Source organism: Candidatus Neomarinimicrobiota bacterium, from assembly GCA_021734025.1.
Classification (GTDB): domain Bacteria; phylum Fidelibacterota; class JAANXI01; order JAANXI01; family JAANXI01; genus JAANXI01.
The window spans coordinates 62216-83696 of sequence record JAIPJS010000001.1 but is presented as its reverse complement, the minus strand read 5'-3'; the positions used below and the strand labels follow the sequence as shown (position 1 = coordinate 83696).

13 protein-coding genes are annotated in these 21481 nt (G+C 48.0%); 1 reads left to right on the top strand and 12 read right to left on the bottom strand.

The features are described 5' to 3' along the window. The 9 genes from K9N57_00315 to katG all read right to left on the bottom strand — a co-directional run bounded on the left by K9N57_00315 (position 1) and on the right by katG (position 13222). Complete coding sequence (locus K9N57_00315; GenBank protein ID MCF7802612.1) at positions 1-3642, bottom strand: PAS domain S-box protein; 3642 nt, start codon at positions 3640-3642, stop codon at positions 1-3. Positions 3643-3784: 142 nt separating this feature from the next. Then, entirely contained in the window at positions 3785-4162 is a 378-nt protein-coding gene (locus K9N57_00310; GenBank protein ID MCF7802611.1) for a response regulator, read from the bottom strand. A 130-nt stretch (positions 4163-4292) separates the two neighbouring features. Next, entirely contained in the window at positions 4293-4928 is a 636-nt protein-coding gene (locus K9N57_00305; protein ID MCF7802610.1) for a response regulator transcription factor, read from the bottom strand. Positions 4929-4944: 16 nt separating this feature from the next. After that, the gene (locus K9N57_00300; GenBank protein MCF7802609.1) at positions 4945-7512 is read right to left on the bottom strand and encodes a PAS domain S-box protein; all 2568 of its coding nucleotides are present in this window, start codon (positions 7510-7512) and stop codon (positions 4945-4947) included. A gap of 261 nt (positions 7513-7773) precedes the next feature. Continuing rightward, positions 7774-7911 carry a hypothetical protein gene (locus K9N57_00295; protein MCF7802608.1) on the bottom strand — a complete coding sequence of 46 codons (138 nt, stop codon included), beginning with the start codon at positions 7909-7911 and terminating at the stop codon, positions 7774-7776. Beyond that, positions 7908-8273 (bottom strand): DUF2200 domain-containing protein, encoded by a 366-nt coding sequence (locus K9N57_00290; GenBank protein MCF7802607.1) that lies wholly within the window; start codon positions 8271-8273, stop codon positions 7908-7910. Before K9N57_00290 ends, K9N57_00295 begins: the two co-directional genes overlap by 4 nt. Before the next feature lie 91 nt (positions 8274-8364). Further along, positions 8365-8634, bottom strand: a complete 270-nt coding sequence (locus tag K9N57_00285; protein MCF7802606.1) for a hypothetical protein — start codon at positions 8632-8634, stop codon at positions 8365-8367. A gap of 79 nt (positions 8635-8713) precedes the next feature. Then, positions 8714-9973: a DUF4153 domain-containing protein gene (locus K9N57_00280; GenBank protein MCF7802605.1), complete on the bottom strand. Its 1260-nt coding sequence runs from the start codon at positions 9971-9973 to the stop codon at positions 8714-8716. Positions 9974-11020: 1047 nt separating this feature from the next. Further along, entirely contained in the window at positions 11021-13222 is a 2202-nt protein-coding gene (katG, locus tag K9N57_00275; protein MCF7802604.1) for a catalase/peroxidase HPI, read from the bottom strand. 562 nt (positions 13223-13784) lie between these two features. Between katG and K9N57_00270 the strand changes: the two genes are divergently transcribed. Continuing rightward, positions 13785-14258 (top strand): PAS domain-containing protein, encoded by a 474-nt coding sequence (locus tag K9N57_00270; protein MCF7802603.1) that lies wholly within the window; start codon positions 13785-13787, stop codon positions 14256-14258. Between the two features lie 437 nt (positions 14259-14695). On the opposite strand, the gene K9N57_00265 is transcribed toward K9N57_00270, so the two are convergent. The 3 genes from K9N57_00265 to K9N57_00255 form a co-directional block, all read right to left on the bottom strand. Beyond that, on the bottom strand, positions 14696-16039 hold the full coding sequence (locus K9N57_00265; protein ID MCF7802602.1) for a hypothetical protein: 1344 nt from the start codon (positions 16037-16039) through the stop codon (positions 14696-14698). Between the two features lie 351 nt (positions 16040-16390). Next, complete coding sequence (locus K9N57_00260; protein ID MCF7802601.1) at positions 16391-19261, bottom strand: S8 family serine peptidase; 2871 nt, start codon at positions 19259-19261, stop codon at positions 16391-16393. A 469-nt stretch (positions 19262-19730) separates the two neighbouring features. Then, complete coding sequence (locus K9N57_00255) at positions 19731-21473, bottom strand: PAS domain-containing protein (protein ID MCF7802600.1); 1743 nt, start codon at positions 21471-21473, stop codon at positions 19731-19733. Positions 21474-21481: the final 8 nt, after the last annotated feature.

The window sequence follows — 21481 nt, the reverse complement described above, 5'->3', positions numbered from 1 at the left end:
TTATGTAACGGCTATTTCAAAGGGTTTGGGATTTAATATGTTATACACCTGCCGGTTAAACTGTTCGATATTGAAGGGCTTGGTCACCACTGACCTGGCACCGGCACTCAAAAGTTCGTCCCGGGTTTGATTATCCACATATCCCGTCATTGCAATCACCGGGAGGTCCGGATTCGTCGCATGAATTTGCATTATTAACCTTCCTCCATTGATATCCGGAAGGCCAATATCGGTGAGCACAAGATCGATTTTAGGATTCGAGGTGGATACAATTTGAAAGGCTTCTTTGCCATTCGGTGCTGTCAATACCCTGTATCCCTGCGCCGTAAAGGACTCCTTCATCAACTGTCGCAACGGTTCTTCGTCATCGACTACGAGCAAATATTCTCCATCCCCATTGTACAATTCCCTCCGCGCTGGTATTTCATCGGAATCATCCCCCTCTTGTGTTGTATGCAGGGGCAATCCAAGTATAAACGTCGCGCCCTCACCTGGTGCGCTGGCGACAGTAATCCATCCGTCATGCAAATCCATAATTTTTTTGACCACTGCCAACCCCAGTCCCGTTCCCTTGGACGAAGATTTGGTGGTGTAGAATGGCTCAAATATCCTGGACTGAATTTCCTCGCTCATACCAAATCCTTCATCAATTACTGTCAGACACCAGTACTCCTGTGCTGTATTAGGACGGTACCGCTGAAGTTCATATTCCTCCGGTTTGCGGGTAGCGATATGGATGTTACCACCGTTTGGCATCGCGTCCGCTGCATTAATACAGAGGGTGAAAAGGACTTGCTGTAGCTGACTGGATTCCGCCAACACCTCAACAGAAGAATTAACATCAGCAAGATGCACATGAACATCCTTTGGCAAAGTATATTCGACCATACTTCCAAATTCCTGAAGTAATGGCATCAGACCCAATGGTTGCATTTCAGGTTTGGATGACCGGGTAAAGGTCAACATTCGATTGGTAACGGCATTCCCGCGCTCTACACTGGATTTAATAATCCGGAGATACTTCAGAAACTTCTCATCATCGGCTTGTAATTCTATCATTTGGTTGGCCCCGTCTATTGCTGCGAGGACATTATTAAAATCGTGGGCGATACCACCGGCAATTTGGCCCATGGCTTCCATTTTTTCAGTTTGAAAGAGTTGTTGTTCCATCTGTCTTCGTTCACTGATATCCGATATTACCGCAATGACTCCTGTCATATCGCCTGCTTTATTCCGGAGTGGAGCTGCGTTAATCGACAGGTAAGTTCTACACCCGTCTTTCGGCTCAATCGCATGTTGGTAGTCCCAAATTGCCTTGCCGGTTTGACGGACCTGCGAAAAAGGTAACTGTTCAGCGGGGATGGGATTCCCGGCATTATCAGTGATTTTCCATTCCGGAGCATCGTACGACCGGTGGTGCAGGTCACTTTCCCGCAGACCAAAAATCGCACGGGCATGACTATTTGCAGAATAGATGTTTCCGTCTAAATCGAACAGGGTGATTCCGACCGGGCTGGTTTCTGTAATTTGCCTGAGGGTCTCACTTTCCTCACGCAACGATGCTTCGGCCTTTTTCTGTTCGGTTATATCAGTGAATATCACTGCAACATAGGGGTATTCAGGCGAGTACGCCGTAATTTCGACCCATAGCCCCAGGGATTCGATATAGGTTGTGAGTTGTTCTTGTTGTCCGGTAGTGGCAACTCTGCTGTACAGTGCTATCAACTCTTTATCTGTCTCCCAAATCTCTGGAAAAACATCCGTGATCATTTTTCCTTCAATTTGGTCCCGAGATATCTTGAGGATGTGCTCGAAAGCAGAGTTCACCGTCAGGTATTCCAAATTCACTGGAGTACCAGTATCATCATACTCCATACGACACAAAGCAAAGCCGTTATGCATGGATTCAAAGAGCTGATGATACTGCTCCTCACTTTGTTGGAGCTCATGCTGGGATTCACGACGCCCGATAAACCTGGCAATTCGATCGGCAAGTGTATTAATTAGCCACCGTTCCTCCTCCAGAAACGGCCCCTCATCGGCTGTTGGAAATTCTTGCAGATAGGCCACTTCAATTTGGCCCCGAGGGCTATCACCAACTAGGATGTCGGCTGACTGGCACCAAGCGGTATCCTGGAATCCTGCAGTAGCATACTCTTGCCCATCCAACACAATTCTGACCACAGTCTGTTGGGGATACTGCCATGATCCAGCTATCACTTCAAGCAGATCTACCAGAGTCGTCTTAAGATCCAGTTCCTCGTTGATTATCCGGGAGGTTTCATAAAGACCTCGCAACTCTTTTACTCGCTGCTCAAGTGCATGGGTTTGCTTCAAAAGTTCCAACTGAGTTTGTTTTCTTTCAGTAATGTCCCTCCCCATGCCAAGATACCCCTCATCTTCATCCCGTGTATTCGTTAATCGTGAGATTGTCATGGAAATCCAGCGCTGTTGCCCGTCCTTCCTTTTTATCTGGATTTCCGCCTCAAATTTCCCTTTGGTGTGAATCGTTTCGAAAATGTGGCTCATTTCTAAAGATCTGGAATGAATCCAGGTAGAAGTAGGAATTGCCTGTGCCATTTCCTCTGCCGTATATCCAAAAATCTGTTCGGCGCCCTGATTCCAGAATTCAATGCGAAAATCGTTATCAGTTACAAACACAGCATCTTGCACATTTTTTAGTATTTGGGCTTGGCGAAAAATCTGCTTTTCATAGGTTTTTCGGCGCGAAATATCCCGCACGACACTCAAAATGACCTGTTGCCGTTGATACCGAACATAGCGGGAGTTAATCTCTACAGGCACAAGGGAGCCTCCTTTTCTGCGCAGAACGGTTTCAAACAGCACCTGCCCCTCCAGTTCCAACCTCTCCCCTACATCGTGATCTCCAACCACATCGATATCCTCCGGGTGCATTTCCTGGAACTCGTCTCTGGTATATCCCAACAATTCGACGGCTCGTTCATTCACATGGAGGAACGGCCCGTCTAATTTTCGCAGAATTATCGCATCCCCAGTGGATTCAATGATTAATTTCAGATTTTCTGCAGTTATTCGAATGTCCTGTTCCAACAGGAATCGTTTATACGCGGCCCCGATAGCCTCGGCAATCTCTTCGAGTCCATCGAGACAGTCAGAGCATTCGTCCATCCCCTTCCCGGCGAATTCCAGGAGCATAACGGGGACTCCTTTATGCAATATAGGGACGATAGCCAAGACCATATCTGAGGCAGAAAGCGTCTTCATAAAATCGCAATTACAATGGTTTTCCTGTGCAGTGATATCACGCGAAGAAACCAGGACGGTGCCAAATTCGGTTCGCCGATAGTTTTCCAGATTCTCATTTAGGAAAAAGTGATCGCATGTCCGTCCCTTCATGGCCTGTCGCAAGATATTTTCATTCGCCGATTGAATTTGATCCTGCAAAAACTGAAACTGGATATCTGCGGTCATAGGAGATTTTGCCTGATCCCCTTCGCGGTTGGGAGTTGGATATACGATTTGAAACCGGCGATACGGATTCTGCTCATACAATAGAGTAAAAATATCCCGGAGGAGATTTTGCCAATTATTCGGTCGATTTAATATATGGAGCATCGACTTGATAATAGAGTCTATAGTTGAATGGATAGAATCATGCATTGATTCACCTTGTCCCTTTGATAGAACGATCGAGGGAATGATACGGTAACACCCGATATGGGTAAATAGTCATTATCATGAATCTCGTGTCACACAAGAGGTGACAGGGAAAGTATAATTGGGATACTTCCGGAGATATTGACTATAATTCGGTTTGTAGTTCACTTAAAATGGTTCCCAACAGGGGAAGTACTTTCCGGAACTCCCCTGATTTATTGATATAATAGTCCGCTCCAGCCACCATCGCAGCCTTGCGATACCCTTCCTCGTTATAATTGGTCAAGATCACTATTTTCATTTCGTGTGAAATTTTTCTAATTCTCTCCGCGATATCAATCCCGTTCCCGTCGGGCAACTGGATGTCGAGTATCACGACATCAGGCAAGGGAGGCTGAAGCGCTTCCTCTGCCTGGTGAAACGTTTTGGCGCTGGTAATAACCACATCTGGATATTTCAATAAAATGAGCCGACGTAATCTGGACAGAATAAGTTCTGAATCATCTACTAGCAATATATGCACAAGGGCTCTCCTTTAGCCTGGCAATAGAGTAATTGAAAATACTTGAAAAATGTCGGTAAAGGCATCGTCGAATAAAGACAAACTGTGTCGTACAAATGACGACAGCATGCCGTCAATTTACTGACTTGACCTATCTATCCAAAAGGCGATTATCGATAGCATAATGGATAATATCACTGGTGCGACTTAAATCTAATTTCTCTAAAATACGACTCCGGTAGGTATTTATGGTGCTTCTGCTCAATGACAAGTTCCTGGCGATTTCTGCACTGCCCTTCCCTTCCGCAAACTGGATCATGACCTGGTATTCCCGGGTTGATAACCGGGAATGTGGAGCCTCAGAGGTCTCTTGTTGCAAGGCAAAGGCGAGTGCTTCAGCGAGAGACTCCGAAACATACCGACCTCCACGGGCAATTTTTCGGATGGCTTTCAGGAGTTCATCTCCGTGCCCGCTTTTCGTAATATATCCAGCGGCTCCGGCTTTTAAGGCTCGAATGGCATAGGAATCTTCAGGATGGACACTTTGGATTAATACACTTGTCTCCGGTGAAAACCTCTTGACCTCTTCCAGGAAATCCAGCCCGGATTTTCCCGGCATAGAAATATCCAGTACCATCACATCCACATCAGACGCCTGCAATGTGTGTAACGCCTCCCCCGCATTGCTGGCTTCTCCCACGAGATCCATATCTATCTCATTTTCTACGATCCTTCGAAATCCCTCGCGAATAAGCACATGATCATCAGCAATGAGCAACCGAATCATACTATTATCCTCCAGTTCATGACCCTAACGGGATACGAACGCTGACGGTCGTCCCAGATTCATCGTTCCGCGCCATAGTCATATCTCCCCCCGCGACTTTCGCTCGCTCCCGCATACCAATTACTCCAAAATGGTTTTTCGACGGAATTTCCGATTCTGAAATTCCAATGCCATCATCCTGAATCGAAACGTGTAATTCGTTCCCCTCTTCTTGTACCGTGATCGATACCTGAGAGGCTTTGGCGTGCCGCACAACATTTGTCAGCGCTTCCTGTACAATTCGGTATACGGCCAAATCGTTTTCCGAACCAAGTGTTACCCGGTTTATCCTATTGTCGTACAGTACCTGTAATGCCACTTCAGTTTGATAATGTTCCGTGAGTTGTTCCAAGGCGGCGCCCAATCCCAAATTTTCCAGGACGGTCGGCCGTAAGTTCATTAAAATCTGCCGCAATCGATGCATCGCCCCGTCGATGGTATGTGTCATCGAATGGATCTCGTCCAACACCATCGCCGTCTCCGTCGCAGGCAATTTGGCATTCTCAAGGGACTGTTCCAGGAACGAGAGATCCATATTGAGGGCGGTAAATACCTGGCCGGTATCATCATGGAGATCCCGCGCCAACGCTTGGCGTTCCTCCTCCCGCACCGATTGCAGGTGGGCGGCTAACGCGCGTAATTCCTGCCGGGATTCCGCCAGCTCTCTCAGACGCTTTTCCCGCGCGGTGACATCCCGTATCAACCCTATAAACCCAATGACTTTCCCATTCGGTTCCTGCAGGTAATTTGTTGCCGTTTCGCCGCGGAAGGTTTCACCGGACTTTTTCCGGAATTCAACCACCAGCGTAAATTCGGGATCCTCCATATGGTCGGCGAGTTGTGTCCCCATGCGCTGATAATCTTCCGAATTAGCATATACATACGCAGTTTGTTTTCCCTTGACTTCCTCCAGTGTATAGCCAAACAAGTGAGTGAAAGCCATATTGCAATCGATAATCTCCCGTTTTGTGTCGGCCACCAAAATCGCATCCTGTATGCTGTGGAAGAGGTCGCGGTATTTCTGTTCATTCGCCCGTAGCTCCTGTTCCGTCAGTTTGCGATTGGTGATATCGACCAAACTCCCCCGGACAATAATTCCTTCGCCCTGAGCATTGCGTTCTACGACTTCTCCGACAACCACGAGCCAATGAATCGACTCATCCGGGTAGATAATCCGAAAATCGAACTGATACCGGTCAGGCCCACCCGGTGCCACCGCTTCCTGTATTTTTCTGTTCGATAACTCACGATCGTCCGGATGCGTTGCATTCAGGAAAGTGTCAATTCTCCAGACATCCTGCCAATCTAATCCGTACAATTCGTCATGATTGTCGGATCTGGACATTTCATTGATGCGGAAATCGTATTCCCAGACGGCCACATTCGCCAGCTCGGTAGAAAGCCGTAGCCGCTCTTCACTCGCTGTCAACGCCTCATTCGCTCTCTTCTTGTCAGAGATATCCCGCAAAATCATACTCGTTCGCATTTTTCCGTCGCTGTCCTCGAAGACCGCGGAGGTAATTTCCACCGGAAATGGGGTGCCGTCCCGCCGAAACATCGTCAGTTCGCCACTTGTTTTCCCAGTCTTTTTTCGTTCCTCCAACATTTCGGCAAGTCGCGGATCGGACGAATCGACCAGTCCGGCCCGGCCCGCCCGGATAATCTCTTCTTCAGTGCGTTCGAACATGGCACACGCGGCGGGATTCGCTTCCAGGATGGTTCCGTCCGGCGCCGTCAACAGTATGGCATCCATGCTGTGCTCGAAGAAGGCGTGATACTGCTCCTCCGAGGCCCGGATTTTCTTCTGGGCTTCGCGCCTTTCCGTGATATCGGTAACAACCACCTGCACAGCAGGTTTGCCCCGATAGGTCAGCACAGTCGCCACCACCTCCACATGTAATGGCGTACCGTCCATTTTGATATAAACATCTTCGACGGGATACAATCCTTGTTTACCTGAAAGCATCCGTTGAATCCGTTGTCGGGCCTGTGCTAATCCATCGGGATGAATGATTGCACTAATCGGCTTTCCAACGAGATCCTCCGGCGATTGCGCACCCAGAATTCGGGCGCCCGCCGGATTCACAAACACAACCTTTCCGTCACAGTGCACAGCGATACCGGTCGGGGCGACGTCGATCAGGTTGCGGTACCGCGCCTCGCTCTCCTCCAGCGACTCCTGCGCCCGCTTCTGATCGGTGATGTCCTGCGTCGTGTTAAGAATAAATTGTTCACCATCGATGTCCAGGATGTCCATATTGACTAAAAATACCCGCTCGTCCCCTGATCTGGTCCGGAGCGGCATCTCCTCGCGGTGGACTGCACCGGTTTCCTGCAAAGATTTGAGAATCCGCTTCCGGGTTTCAGCATCAGGATTTATCCCTAACTCCCGGGTGGTTTTACCGAGCGCTTCCCCCCTGGAATAACCAAACGTCTGTTCAAATGCTTCATTGACATCAACCAATACTCCGTCGGGCATTCGGGATAAGGATGCTGGATACGCGGCTTTTTCGAACAGATTTGCATATTTTTTTGTATCCTGCATATTTTCCTTCACCCGTGAATACTTTACTAATTTTTTCCCTGGAGGAAGCCTCAGTAGACCACTCCCGATGAATCGAAACTTTCTATTAAATCGCTTCTAAGAACTGAAAAGGTGATAACTACCCACAAATGCTGCTAATTCAATGGATAAACTGGTTACATTCCCAAGGTAAGTCAAGGGCAATTGTTTAAATAAATTGCTGGAGTCTGGTAGTGTGCTTTCCCTTTCCGGATTATACTGAATTTGTTTCCGGTTGATTAATCAGTCATCTATATTTTCTGCGACTGAATATTCCTGAGCATAAATTAAGCACAGGCGATAGCAGTGACATTCAGGAGTGGAATTATAAATATCGCCGGGATGATATTTATCTGACTGCATCTGTGTGTCGATTTTCATGCACTCCGCATGATACTTTCCAGCTTTTTCCCTTTAGCCAATTCGTCCACCAATTTGTCTAAATACCGGACCTGTTTCGTTAACGGATTGTCAATTTCTTCTATCCGGTAGCCACAGATGACACCTGTAATAAGGTGGGCATTTGGATTGAGTGTTGCTTGCTGAAAAAAGATCTCAAACGTCACTTTCTCATCAATTATTTCTTGCAGTTTCTGTTCATTGAAGCCCGTCAACCACTCAATAACCTGCAATAACTCGTCTTTAGTACGGCCCTTTCGCTCAACTTTTGCAATATAGTGCGGATAGACTGAGGCAAACGTCATATTTGCGATGCGCTCATTGTGTTCCGGTGTTGTTTTCATCGTTTTGTCACCTTTCTCATTGCCGATGTCTTCTAATGTTTTTGGGGGTTCACCACGTTTTATCTGTCCATATACCTGCAGAACACGATCCCTACAGCCCGAACATTTCCGCAAGATCGCCCACGGCTAACGTTCCCCAGAGAATAACGAGCCCCAGATTGATTTTTACTCCGAACGGCATGAGGAGCCCAAACCTTTCTTTGAGAATAGTACTTCCCATTGGGGAGTATAGGAGAGCAACCAATAAGTAAAAAACACCTGGAACGGGATGGACTAACCACCCATTCAATACACCGAGAGTTAAGAATACCGCGCCAAATAGCCAACTGATAATATTTCGAATATTATCTTTAGTACTCATCAATTCCTCATTTTTTCTCACAACTTTAATTATTCTATTTACTTGGATTCTACGTAAATTTAAAGACAAACAAGGCCAGTTATTTCCATCCAAACATCAGCGGAAACCCAAAAACCACAACAACAGTCCAACCTGCGTAAATGGGCAGATATTTTGCTATAGTTATTTCGACCTGGTCAATCGCTCTGTTTTTGAAGTTAACTCCATAGAGATCACGCATGATGAGCACCAGGTTGCCGAAAATCAGGAGGTTAGCGCCCAGCACCGCCGTCCTGTTCGGAGTCAACCCGTATTCGCCGAGGCGATACAGGATTGCCGACAATGCAACTACATCAGTAATCAGTGTTGCGAGAACCAGTGCCAACAGAGTTATCCCGGTAAACCTGTGGGCACTCTTCATCGACGTCTCGGAAACAGCAAATGCAATAATCCCCATGACGCCCAGGAGCAGGAGATTGAAAACAAGTAAAAAATCCCGGTCATGATACGGGTCTTTTCCGGTGAGCACAATACTGATGAGATACACGACCAATGTTATCAGCACGAGCGGGCTAAAAATATTCGCAATAATCGGGACGATTTTATTGGCAACAAACGGGAATTTTCGCACAATAAACGTGGCGACGATCGGGGCGGACACGGCGCCCCAGATGACAATGTAATCGAAGTACCACTGCTCAATGTTAATTTCAATAGCAGCAAATAATCCAATGGTGACGCCAGTTAACATGCCCCCGGCAATAGCGATAAGGGCAACAAGAATCGCTAACTCCCCGTTGTACTTGATGTAATCGATCCGCTTGTGGGTATCCGCAAGGTCAAAGTCAATAAACACCAACCCGTAGAGACACCACAGCATCAACGGCAAATGGAGAAAGGCTAACAGGATGGAATCACTGCTCTGCTGTGTTGGGAGCAGATTGATGTATACAGCGGACAGAAGAAAGATAGCCGCGGTAATGAGGATGTCACGCGTCTTGAGGACGTTCTTTGTAAGGAATGCATAGAAGGATAATCCGAATAGGACAATGAGCCCGGCGTTTTTCTCATAGAATAACGCCTCCTCTGCATTGATGCCGAACCATTGCGGTATTTTAATAAGCAATCCGGTGAGGACGCAGGCGGCGATCAGATACAGGATATCCGTTGCCGATATGCGAACGGACGGTTCTGACCGTTCCTCGTAGTCCAACCGGGCTTTCCAGAATTCGGCCATCCTGGTATCTGCAATCTCCGGGAGGATGGCAAAGAAGGCGTTGGCAAATCCCTGTTGGTCGGACCGGTATAATTTTTCAAGTTGTTTCGCGTTGTCGACGTTCGCTGTAATCTTCTCTTTCATCGGGCGTGTCCTGTAGCGTTATCTACTAATCCCTCAGATATTTCCATACCACCCCGGCCATTACCGGTTTCCCTGGTCCTTTTCTGGGATTATGTGTTACTGCCAAAGAATATAACATGAATCAAGTGATGAATCCATGCGATGTTGCTTCCGTGAACAACATTTTATAACTGATGTTCCAAGCACGAGTTTACACATTCTACAGGCTTAAGGAGACCCCGATGAAGTGGAATTAAAAACCAGCAATTGGGTGATATTGATAATTGAAGGAAATTATTCAACGATTGTGGAAAGTGATATTACCCCGGTAAACTATTTTATATGGTATCACTAGACAATCTCTTCATAAAATAATCCAGCCGGTGATAAAGCCCATCCAATTTGATTATCTATACGGTAATTCGCCACATTTTCTATGGGATATAGCAAAAAGTCCTGAAAATCAATGGTAAGGTAGGAACGCATAACTGGAATACAGTTAAATTGTGTTTTTTTGGCGGTTTACTCCCCTGGCCCCATTGCCGCTCACTCCAGGGACTTCTTGGATGGTTTTCCTTTCAGTGTTTACCTGCTGATTTGTAAACAATCAAACCTCCTGGTTCAATTCTCAGCACCCCGGAATCCCCATCAATGCAAAATGTGTGGGTTCGAGTCCCTCCTCCGGCACCCGTCATAACCCCTCTGTAATACCTGCTTATAGAGGGGTTAAGTTTTGTCATCAGGTAATTTTTATCCGTTTTTTACCTCGTCCAAAAAAGCCGTCTTACGCACAAATTACGGCCAAATGACAAAATAATCGACGCTCCAACTTTTTTTATAACACTCCACAGAACAGGTGCACTCAACACTATTGTTAGTCATCAAGAAATATAGCGGAAGTGTGTGCGGTTTAAACAGATGTCTGCACAAACTGCCTTGGGCATATTGTCCATTCGCTCAAATGTTTTGGGAGATACTTAGTCGGCGCTCAATTACAAACGCAACAGCCTCGGTTTGAGGCTGTTGCGTCTGTATATCACTAACAGATGTTGTCACACTTACCTGTGGTTACTCCAGCTCAAACCGATCCAAATTCATGACTTTGTCCCATGCAGCGACAAAATCCTGAACGAATTTATCCTCAGCATCATCGGAAGCGTAGACTTCTGCCAGAGCCCGGAGTTCGGAATTCGAACCAAAGATCAGATCAGCTCGAGTTGCTGTCCATTTTCGCTCGCCGGTGTCACGATCAACGACTTCAAACAATTCCTCGTCATCATCGATTGGATTCCAGGTGGTATCCATATCCAACACGTTCACAAAAAAGTCGTTCGTCAGCGTTTCCGGATCTTCAGTGAAGACGCCATGCGCTGAACCGTCGTAGTTCGCGTCGAGTGCCCGCATACCGCCGACGAGTACCGTCATTTCGGGAGCAGTTAAAGTCAGTAACTGAGCTTTATCAATTAACATCGCTTCCGTAACGCAGTCATGATCCGCATCTTTGTAATTCCGGAATCCATCCGCCACCGGTTTAAGCACCTCAAAAGATTCCACATCCGTCTGTTCTTCAGTGGCATCGGCGCGTCCTGGAGTAAATGGCACTGTAATATCATGACCTGCATCTTTTGCCGCCTTTTCAACTGCGGCGCAGCCACCAAGTACGATCAGATCCGCCAGAGATACCTGTTTATCACCTGACTGGGCATTATTGAACCCTTCCTGAATACCTTCAAGCGACTCCAGGACTTTTGCCAGCTGTTTCGGATTATTGACTTCCCAACCCTTTTGAGGAGCCAGCCGCACACGGGCGCCATTTGCGCCACCGCGCTTATCGGAGCCACGGAAGGTAGATGCGGAAGCCCACGCAGTAGATACGAGCTCAGATACGGAGTGACCAGAGTTCAGGATTTTCCCTTTAAGATCCTCGATATCTTTATCATTGATTAGTTCATGATCCACTTCCGGGATCGGGTCCTGCCAGAGCAGATCTTCCTCAGGCACTTCCGGACCGAGATACCGGGACTTGGGCCCCATATCGCGATGCACCAGTTTAAACCATGCACGGGCAAAAGCATCTGCAAACTCATCCGGGTTCTCATAGAATCGCCTGGAGATCTTTTCGTATTCCGGATCAACTTTCAGCGCGAGATCCGTGGTGAGCATCATCGGAGCATTCTTCTTGTTAGGATCGTGCGCGTCAGGCACTGTATCTTTGGCGGCATCGTCTTTCGGTGTCCACTGGTATTTCCCGGCAGGACTTTTGGTCAGCTCCCATTCATATTCGAACAGGTTCTCAAAGAAGCCCATGTCCCAATCGGTCGGCTTATCGGTCCACGCGCCCTCCAGGCCACTAGTGATGGTGTCAGGGCCTTTACCAGTACCATAGTCATTCTTCCAACCCAATCCTTGCTGCTCGATAGGCGCCGCCTCGGGATCCGGGCCGTTGTGTTCTTCGGGAGCCGCACCGTGTACTTTGCCGAAGGTGTGTCCGCCGGCGATCAGTGCAACCGTTTCTTCATCGTTCATAGCCATGCGCTTAAAGGACTGACGAATGAATTTTGCGGATTTTTCCGGATCCGGTTCGCCGTTCGGACCTTCCGGGTTCACATAGATAAGCCCCATATGATCGGCAGCAAGCCGGCCTTCCAGATTGCCCTCGTCATCGTGGCGCTCGTCTGCCAGCCACTCGTGTTCCGGTCCCCAGTTGATATCTTTCTCCGGTTCCCAGACATCTTCACGTCCGCCCCCGAAACCAAAGGTTTCAAAGCCCATGGATTCCAGGGCGACATTCCCGGCCAGGATCATCAGGTCAGCCCAGGAAAGTTTTTTACCGTATTTCTGTTTAACAGGCCAGAGCAAACGACGCGCTTTGTCGAGGCTCACGTTATCAGGCCAGGCATTGACCGGAGCAAAACGCTGATTCCCGGTACTTCCGCCTCCGCGACCATCTGCCACGCGATAAGTACCTGCGCTGTGCCACGCCATCCGGATAAACAGCGGTCCGTAGTGTCCCCAGTCCGCAGGCCACCAATCTTTGGAATCGGTCATGACATCATGGAGATCCTGTTTCACGGCCTGAAAATCCAGTTTTTCAAATTCCTCGGCGTAGTTAAAATCCTCATCCAGGGGACTCGACAATGAGGAATGCTGGCGCAAAATATCCAGATTCAGTTTATTGGGCCACCAGTCTTCATTTGTTGTTCCTCCACCTGCTTCGGACATGGACTCTCCCTCGTGAAAAGGACAGCCGCCTACATTTGGTTCTTCCATAATATTTTCCTTTTTCCTTCATTGTTATGAATTACCGTTTACACTAAAATTTTACCACTGTCTTCTTATTGCCCTGTTCGAAAAGCAATATGAACCAGTGTATTGTCAGAATTGTAAAGATAATATGAAAAATTCAGATTTGATTTCCAAGCGGAAAATAGGAATTATTACTATTACTAATAGTTCCAGAATCAGTTTTCTGCACTCTGACTCAAATAAACTGCATCGGTTGTGGATTCGAGTCTCTACTTCATTATTTGAGTTGCATCCTCTCCTCACAAATTTACACTATTTTTCTGTTTTAAATCTCCTGTATCACCATGTTCGCCTGAGTTAATCATCGAGCGCTCGGACTATCTCTCACCCTGTATTCTATGGCAATTCTCGAAAGGACTGTGTACCACAATACACGACAATGTGTTATTTCTTACACTGTGGTCATAGTTTGTGCAATCCTATTCGCCCTGGTTTATTTATGTTAAACTTTTGTTTGTTTTATGTTTATGTATTCTCATAAATGACTGGTATGATAATTGAATTTCACTATACCAATTTGAGGATAATGTTACGAAACACTCTGAATAATTATACGGATGTCAATACAAATTTGAATAGCAGGGAAGATGGGGTTTATATGGACTTTATTCATAATCAACCGCAGTTTGAAATTTCAGGATTCGAGAGAGGTTTAACCATCTCCAAATCGTTCCAAAAACTTCCGGCACTCACAGTAACATCATCCGGTCGCATCTTTGACTATAACCAACAGATGGAAGAATTGCTGGGCGAAAGTATTGCTCATCCCCTGGAAAATCTCCACCTGTTTGATCTAGTCGACGGCGGTGATATTCGGCAGACCATGGAAACTATGTTACATATTTTACGACCGGAATCATCGGAAGATACATCCATAGAATTGCATTTACAGGGGAAGAATGACGGCCGAATCCCGATGCGTGTTGTAATACATAAAACAGTGCTCAACGGAAACCGAACCGGCCTGATTTTGACCTTTATCTCAGACTATCAAAGCTAGGCTAATTTAGCCTGCATTATTCACAAGTTCGAAGAAGGGCGAGCGTGCCGTACACTCCAATCTTCCGGGTAGCTGACTTTTCCCGGAAGGTTACTAGCGTAATAAGCTACCCGTCAGGAAAAACCGAGCGACCTGGCGGGTAAGACCTGTGCGCTCCTTTTTCCGGGCAGCATCTCCCCTTGGTAGGCTGGGTTATTTGATCCCGTTCAAATTCATGAATAATCCAGGTTAGTAAAGTAAATATGTACCATCAGTCGACAGTAATAATTCACATATTATTCCGCATTGGGTAACGTTGGTTTTTATATAATTGGGCTACAGTTGGAAATTTTTTTTATCCGAATTTTTGCATGTATTTATTGGACAAATAGGCCGGCTCTCCCCCGGTGGATCTTTGGGAGAAAACCGGCCTATCATCTTGGGGGAGCTCTTGAGAATCAGGTGGACATATTCACCAGAATCATTATACTCGCAACAGCCTGTACATCAGCATTTGAGGCAGAAGTCAGCGTCGATTCAACAATAGACTGTACCGAATTGTAGAACTGGACATAGGCGTCGACGACGGCACTGACGTCAATTCCGAGCGAAATCGCTGCGGAAATCGCTGCCTCCAGAGTCACCCGGGCACCGGAAGAGCTATTTACGGAAGTATCGATCTCTGCCACAAGATCCCCGCTCACGTTGATACTGGAGGAGTTACTCAGCTCTGTGAGCACAGCATTGTGGTATGTTTCAAATGCGGCTTTCACCTCACCCACTGTCGATGCGGTCTTGATTGAAGATTGGAGCGTTGCACCTGCACTTGCGACGGCATCGATTTCTCCTGAACTCGCTCCGAGGGCCTGCATCTGAGCGCGCACAGCTGCATCCAGTGCCGTAGCTGTCCGCAACGATGTTCGCTGGGCAAGAGCTCCCCGGGCACTCGAATTCAGACTTGAAGTACTTTGCAGCAACACTTTCCCGGAAATCGTATGTGTCCTGGCCCGGGCTTCGGCATCAGCGTTGTTGGATTCATATGCCTGCCGTACTTCAGCCTCCGCTTCCGCGTAAGCCTGTGTCGTCTGGGACTGGTTCCCGTAAGCGGCATACAGTTCCGACTCCAGATTTGCCTGTGCTTCCGCTTTAGCGCTGGCAATGGCATCAATTTGTGAGGAAGTGAGACCGACTGAAGAGTGTGAGAGCGCTTCGGCCTCCGCTTCGGTCTTATTCCGAAATGCGCTGGCGAGGTCTCCATAGGCGGTTGCACTTCCGTGGGTCGCCATGGCCACTTGCCTGTTCACGTCAGATTTCATTTCCGAAACCGACCAGGCATTGGCTTCTCCCCTGGCCACCATCCGGGCATACACTTCAGCCTCCACAGAGGTTTCGGTCGTCATGGGAGCAGTACGAACCGTTGAGCCACTCTCGACCGTGCCGCTAATGTGAGACCGCCAGGTCTGACTCCCCTTTTGGGCGCTCACAATCAGATTTTCTTCTCCTTCGACGTCAGCTTCCAGCGAAAAATGTCCGCTTGCATTGGTCGTAGCAGACGCGTCGGTAACCGATTCGAAATTGCCCTGGGCATTCGCCCGGACCATTGTAACGGTAGCACCTTCAACCCCGGAAGCTGGCTTCTCAAAGCCCTCGTTTCCGTTTTCGTCCGTGGCGTATCCCTCCACCCGGGCTTTGTCCCCGGAATCGCTGGGATTGCTGCACCCCGAGAGAATAAGCATTCCAAATCCACCCAGGAAACTGAGAGTGAGTAACATCCTTTTATATCTTCTAATATGTTGTATCATTACATATCTCCACTTTAGTTATCGTTCGGTTAATCGTTAGTTAAAGGGAACATCCCTTTGTCCCAGTGATATCAAATGCGGCTATTCCCGAAAGTGTATATCACCGAAATGATCTTTCATTCTTCTCATGAGCAAGTGTTCAATTTCATATTTTAAAATTTTAGTCATTTTGCGATAAAATATGATAATTCATTGTTTTTAATATATTTCCCCCAATTCATCTTCCTTTTTTGACCAAATAATTTGCACCTCTCTTAACCCGGTTTGAAGGTTCCACAGAAAATTATCAGGCCGCCCCGGTTGGGGTAAACCGGGACGGCCTGGTTTGTTCCTTTTCTCCCCTGTACCCCTTTAACGCATAAGCATCATTTTTTTCGTTTCGGTGTATTCCCCGGCTCGGATCCGGTAGAAGTAGACACCACTCGGAACGACGGATCCGTCTGCACTCGTCCCGTTCCATTGGACGGTATGATGTCCGTCGTCCTGCACCGAATTCTGCAGGGTGGTGACCTGCTGTCCCAGCGCATTGTAAACAGAGAGAGTGACGCGGGATTCTTCCGGCAGATTATAGGAAATGGTCGTGGACGGATTAAACGGGTTCGGATAGTTCTGTTCCAGCGAAAACCGTTCCGGGGTAGTAATTTCCCTGGCAGTTTGGTTGGAGGCCATACTCGCCTGGGCACCGCCTTCGGGGAGGGTAAATCCCTCCAGAAATGATGCGTAGAACCGTGTGCTAGCCACTGCATATTCACCCCGGTTTACTGTTTCCTGCGGTTCAAATGTGGCATGTACGGTGGGCTCAAGGTCGTACGGACCTTGCGTCAGCGAAAAGTGGGCGTTCATAATTCCCAGGTCTAAAGCCATCTGGACATAGCCCCGCATATCTTCCGGGATTTCGTCGGCATCTTCAACCGGGATACGTTCACCCTGATAATATACTGTGACCTGTTCATCATTCAGTGCAAGCGCCTGTGATTCCAGACCGAGGCTCTGCACCAGGCTATACGCCAATTCGTATCGTTCCACAGTGCGCCATGGCGAAAATTTTCCATCGGCTTCCGGAAGCATAACACCCCGGTGAACCTGGAAGGTATCCCGGATAGCTGCCCCTTTCGCAGCAACGGCTTCTGCAAAGGAAGCCCGCTCGCCCCATACATCCGAAAAGGTGGAGCTGTTATTCGGAGGGAGATACTGGCGGATATTCATCCCCATGGTCAGGTATTCGGCCAGATGGTACCGGCGCAGCGCCCGATCCGGCTTGTAGTCTCCATTATTTAGTCCGTCTGCCAGCCGCTCGCTCACTGCCACCTTGATGGCGTCCTCAGCCCGATGGCCATTGATATCGGAGAGCCCGTCAAAACCCACGACCTTCCGCAATGTCACAACGCCCGGAACGCCGTTCTCAGGCAGCGCCACTCCGTCTGTGGGATTGGCCTCGTCACCGCGGATTCCCCGCAGTTCGGCCGTCCATGTGCCGGGATCGGGGGATTCTACGACTATAGCCCGCTCATGATATAACGTAAATAGTACCGAAACCCCGGAGCTATACTCTGTGCCGTCCGGCGCTATCAGTACGAGGTTAATGATATTACCCAGATCATCGTAGCCGGATACATCGATCTTGACCTGCAGTTGTGAGACGTCCGACCGGTCCGGATTTTCCGGAGCCGAAGGAACCATAAACTGATACGAATTGTCCGAGATAAGCGTAATCGGATTATAATCAACTGTAAATCCGGTACGAAGAACATCGACCTGAGCATTACTGTTAAAAGTCCGAAGCGAATTCACCGTTTCCCCGTAGTCCGTCCGCAATCCCATCGCCTCACTCACGGCGGCAAACGCATTCACGTAGCCGGTGCCTGCTTCCCACCTCTGGCGGCCAGACATGTTGGTCGCGGTCTTCTCAAGGATTTCCTTCACCTCGGATGTCGAAAGGGTCGGATCAGCTTCCAGCATCAGGGCTACAATGCCTGCCACATGGGGTGTAGACATTGAGGTCCCGGAGATCCGTGTGTAAAACGGCAGAAAGGCTTCTTCAATAGCGCCGATGTCCTCTTCACCACCATTTGCAGAGAGATTAGTTGATGCCCGGGTGGAAATAATGTCCACGCCCGGGCCGGAGACAGTCGGCCGTTTGTGATAGGTAAATTGTTCGCCGTTATAGGTGAAATGGCCAGTACCATCCTGTACACCTCTGGAGGAAAAGTCCGCCAGTTTACCGGATTTATCTCCGGCGCCCACCGAGATAACCCACGGCGCCAAAGAATACGGATTGAGCGTATTTTCGCCAGGGCCTTCGTTGCCTGCGGCAAAAAGAACGTTAATATTGTGTTGGGTCGTCCAGTAACTAGCGACATTTATCGGATTAGTGGGATCGAAATTGCCCGTCGTTCCCCAGGAGTTACTGATCACCCGAATACCAAGACGCGGATGTGTGAGCGCATAATTAAACCCGCCAACTGCATCGAGAATAAGTAGGACACCACCAGAACCGTATCCCACGATGTCCGCCCCAGGGGCCACTCCGGCGTATTTACCGTTGGAGCGCGCTCCGGTCCCGCCAAATGTTCCGGCACAGTGAGTCCCGTGGCCGGAATTGGTATCCGTATTCAGCTGATCCTCCAGATACACAACCGGTGCCAAACCAACGACGGAATTCAAATTGGTCACTGCCTGAACGTTCTGTACAACGTGATCCCCATATTCCAGATCGCTGTGTGTGGCGTCGATCCCGGAATCATTAATCATAGCGGCCACCCCAGAGCCATCAATGGGAAACCCGCCGTTTTCTCCGATGATTTCATTATTTGTTCGTGCTCGAACAACGCCGGTTAAGTGCCGCCCCTCGTAATTGTAATACTCTAATTCTTTATTGGGCCAAATGGAGAGCACCTCAGTTTTTTCCGCCAGTGCCTGAATCTGCGTTTCCGTCGCTTTTACCCCCATAATAGGTAAGGCTTCGAACGTAATACCCTGGTCAATTCCCAGCGTACGGACGATATCCAGGTCATTCTTGGTTACACGATCTCCGGTGAATGTGAGGACCACAGTTAATTCTTCATCCCCGGTCAACGTTGCCAGCGAGTCGGTCAATCCAGGTCCTAAAACAGCAGCATTCACCTGACTTGTGCCGACTCCGGCCACTCCGATAGCGATAACACAAATTACCGCCAGAGATAGAAATCCCCGCCGCAGACTATTACCGAATAGTCTATTCATGGCATTGTACCTCCTCTTTAGTTGTGACTCATCTGTCCAGTGAGATTTGACCGAATCTTCTTTTCCCGCTGCCCGGATACAACCTGATTTATCCTGTTAAGGAAGGAAGTTCCGTAATCAAACTCGCTACGAGTATATGGTAAATTTCCGGTGGCTGGTATAGGTACAAACTTGAAAGTGGTGTAGGTAAAACTTGTATAGGTGTGGTAATTTTTACCACAGATATCGAATACAAAAAATGAAAGGGCTGCGGTGGCTAGAATTCAGCAAACATTATTGAGCTCAGGTAATCAATACAACGGGTATCAACTTTCATTTTTCTGTTGCCCCGGGCAGGACATTTCGCCCAAGGGCATGTAAACCGTAAATACGGAATGGAAGGTTTCACTCATATTTTCATTTGCCAACGACAATTGGTTGCACATATCTACCGATAATCTTTTGGAAAAGTAAAATTACTAAAACTTATTCAGGCAGTTTTGGAGGACACCTCATCGCCTTCCTGCACGGATTCATCAATGGGAAACTGGATATAGACCGTCGTGCCCTGTCCGGGACGGCCGTCGATTTTGACGGTTCCGTTACACTGGTTCGCCCGTTCTTTCATTCCAAGAATCCCCAGGGACTCGGTCTGTTCAATTTCCTTTGGATCGATACCGACTCCATTGTCTTGCACCAATAACCAGAGAATGCCGTCCCGTTTAAATTGTGATATGGTTACCTGAGATGCGTTGGCATGTCGGGTGATATTCGTGAGTGCTTCCTGGTAGATACGAAACATGGCAGTCCGGCGCTCGGCATCCATGATCCCTTCCTCGAGTTCCCCCTCAATGCGACAGGAAATCCCGGTTTTTGACTTGAATTCTTCAGCCTGCCATTCAATAGCGGCCGATAATCCGAATTTATCCAGCACACCCGGTCGCAGTTCCTCCGAAATCCGCCGTGTGGTATCGGTGGCTTCCTCGACTAATTCCAGCAGAGTGTCTGCTGTTTCACGCAAGGTTTTCTGTCCTTCCTCCAGCCGATCCCTAATCCATTCCACATCGATCCGGATGCCGGTAAGGATTTGTCCCAGTGTGTCGTGTACTTCCCTGGAAATCCGGGTACGCTCTTCCTCCCGCACAGACTCAAGCCTCGCAGCGAGATGCTGTAATTCTTTCTTACTCTTACGAAGTTGTTCATTGGCTTCCAGCTCTTTACTGATATCTTCTATTACGCAGACGTATCCTAATACTTCATCGCGGTTTTGGGGGTTTCTGATAGACGAAAGCTGGCATTTCACCGGTAAAGTCCCACCGTCCGCCGTGCGTAATTTGTGAGTGCGGTCTTGCGTTTGCAGATTCGTTAGTTGGGAACCGGTCGATTTATCATTGTAGAACAGGTCAGAAATATACCGGTTCAGGAGTTCCTCTTCCCGCTTCCGAACGAGCGATTCGAACATATCATTTACGAAGAGTATCTGAAAATCCGTGGAAGTGCCGATAATTCCGACTGGCATATTATGAAATACCTGTGGCAGCGCCAGATGTTGTCCGAAAAATACAAAGCCGTATCGCGTCATCGTGTAAGTCAGTATACCAATAAACGTCAGGATAAATACGTAGCCAATTGGTACGATGTCCACACCGAAGCACGGAACAAAGTCACTCACCGCAAGGAGTCCGATAATGACGCTGGCAGTAAATAGTCGTATTTGCTTTTTTTTCGTATGCCCCGGAATTTTTTCCATACTTACGAGCAAATCTGACAGGCCTTTTACAAAGAGACCAAACAGATAAATAATAAACAGAATTCCGAGCCAGCCGTATTGGGGATACCATCCCCAGGGATAGGCATGGTAGCCGGTAATAAGCGCATCGCTCACATTCGCCATCAGGAAGAAAAATGCGGAGAGAAGTCCCGTTATAATAATGAGGGTTTTGTTCTCACTGATTTGTTTTATCAGTGAGGAAGCAAAGATATAAAAGACCGACGGGATAAATGCCACACCAAGAAATCCCACCTTATTATACCAAAAGGAAGCGGTGGCTCCATCCGGAGCAGAAAGACTAAATCCCGTCCCGACTAACCAAAGAAATATAGCGAGTGTAAATAAAAAGAAGGAGCGATTTCCACTCGTGCTCGTAGAATGAAAGAGCACCAGGATCCCCTGAGCCAGCACAGCCAGTCCGATAAAAATATAGAATAAAGAAATTAAACTGAGAGTAGTCATATGCCCTT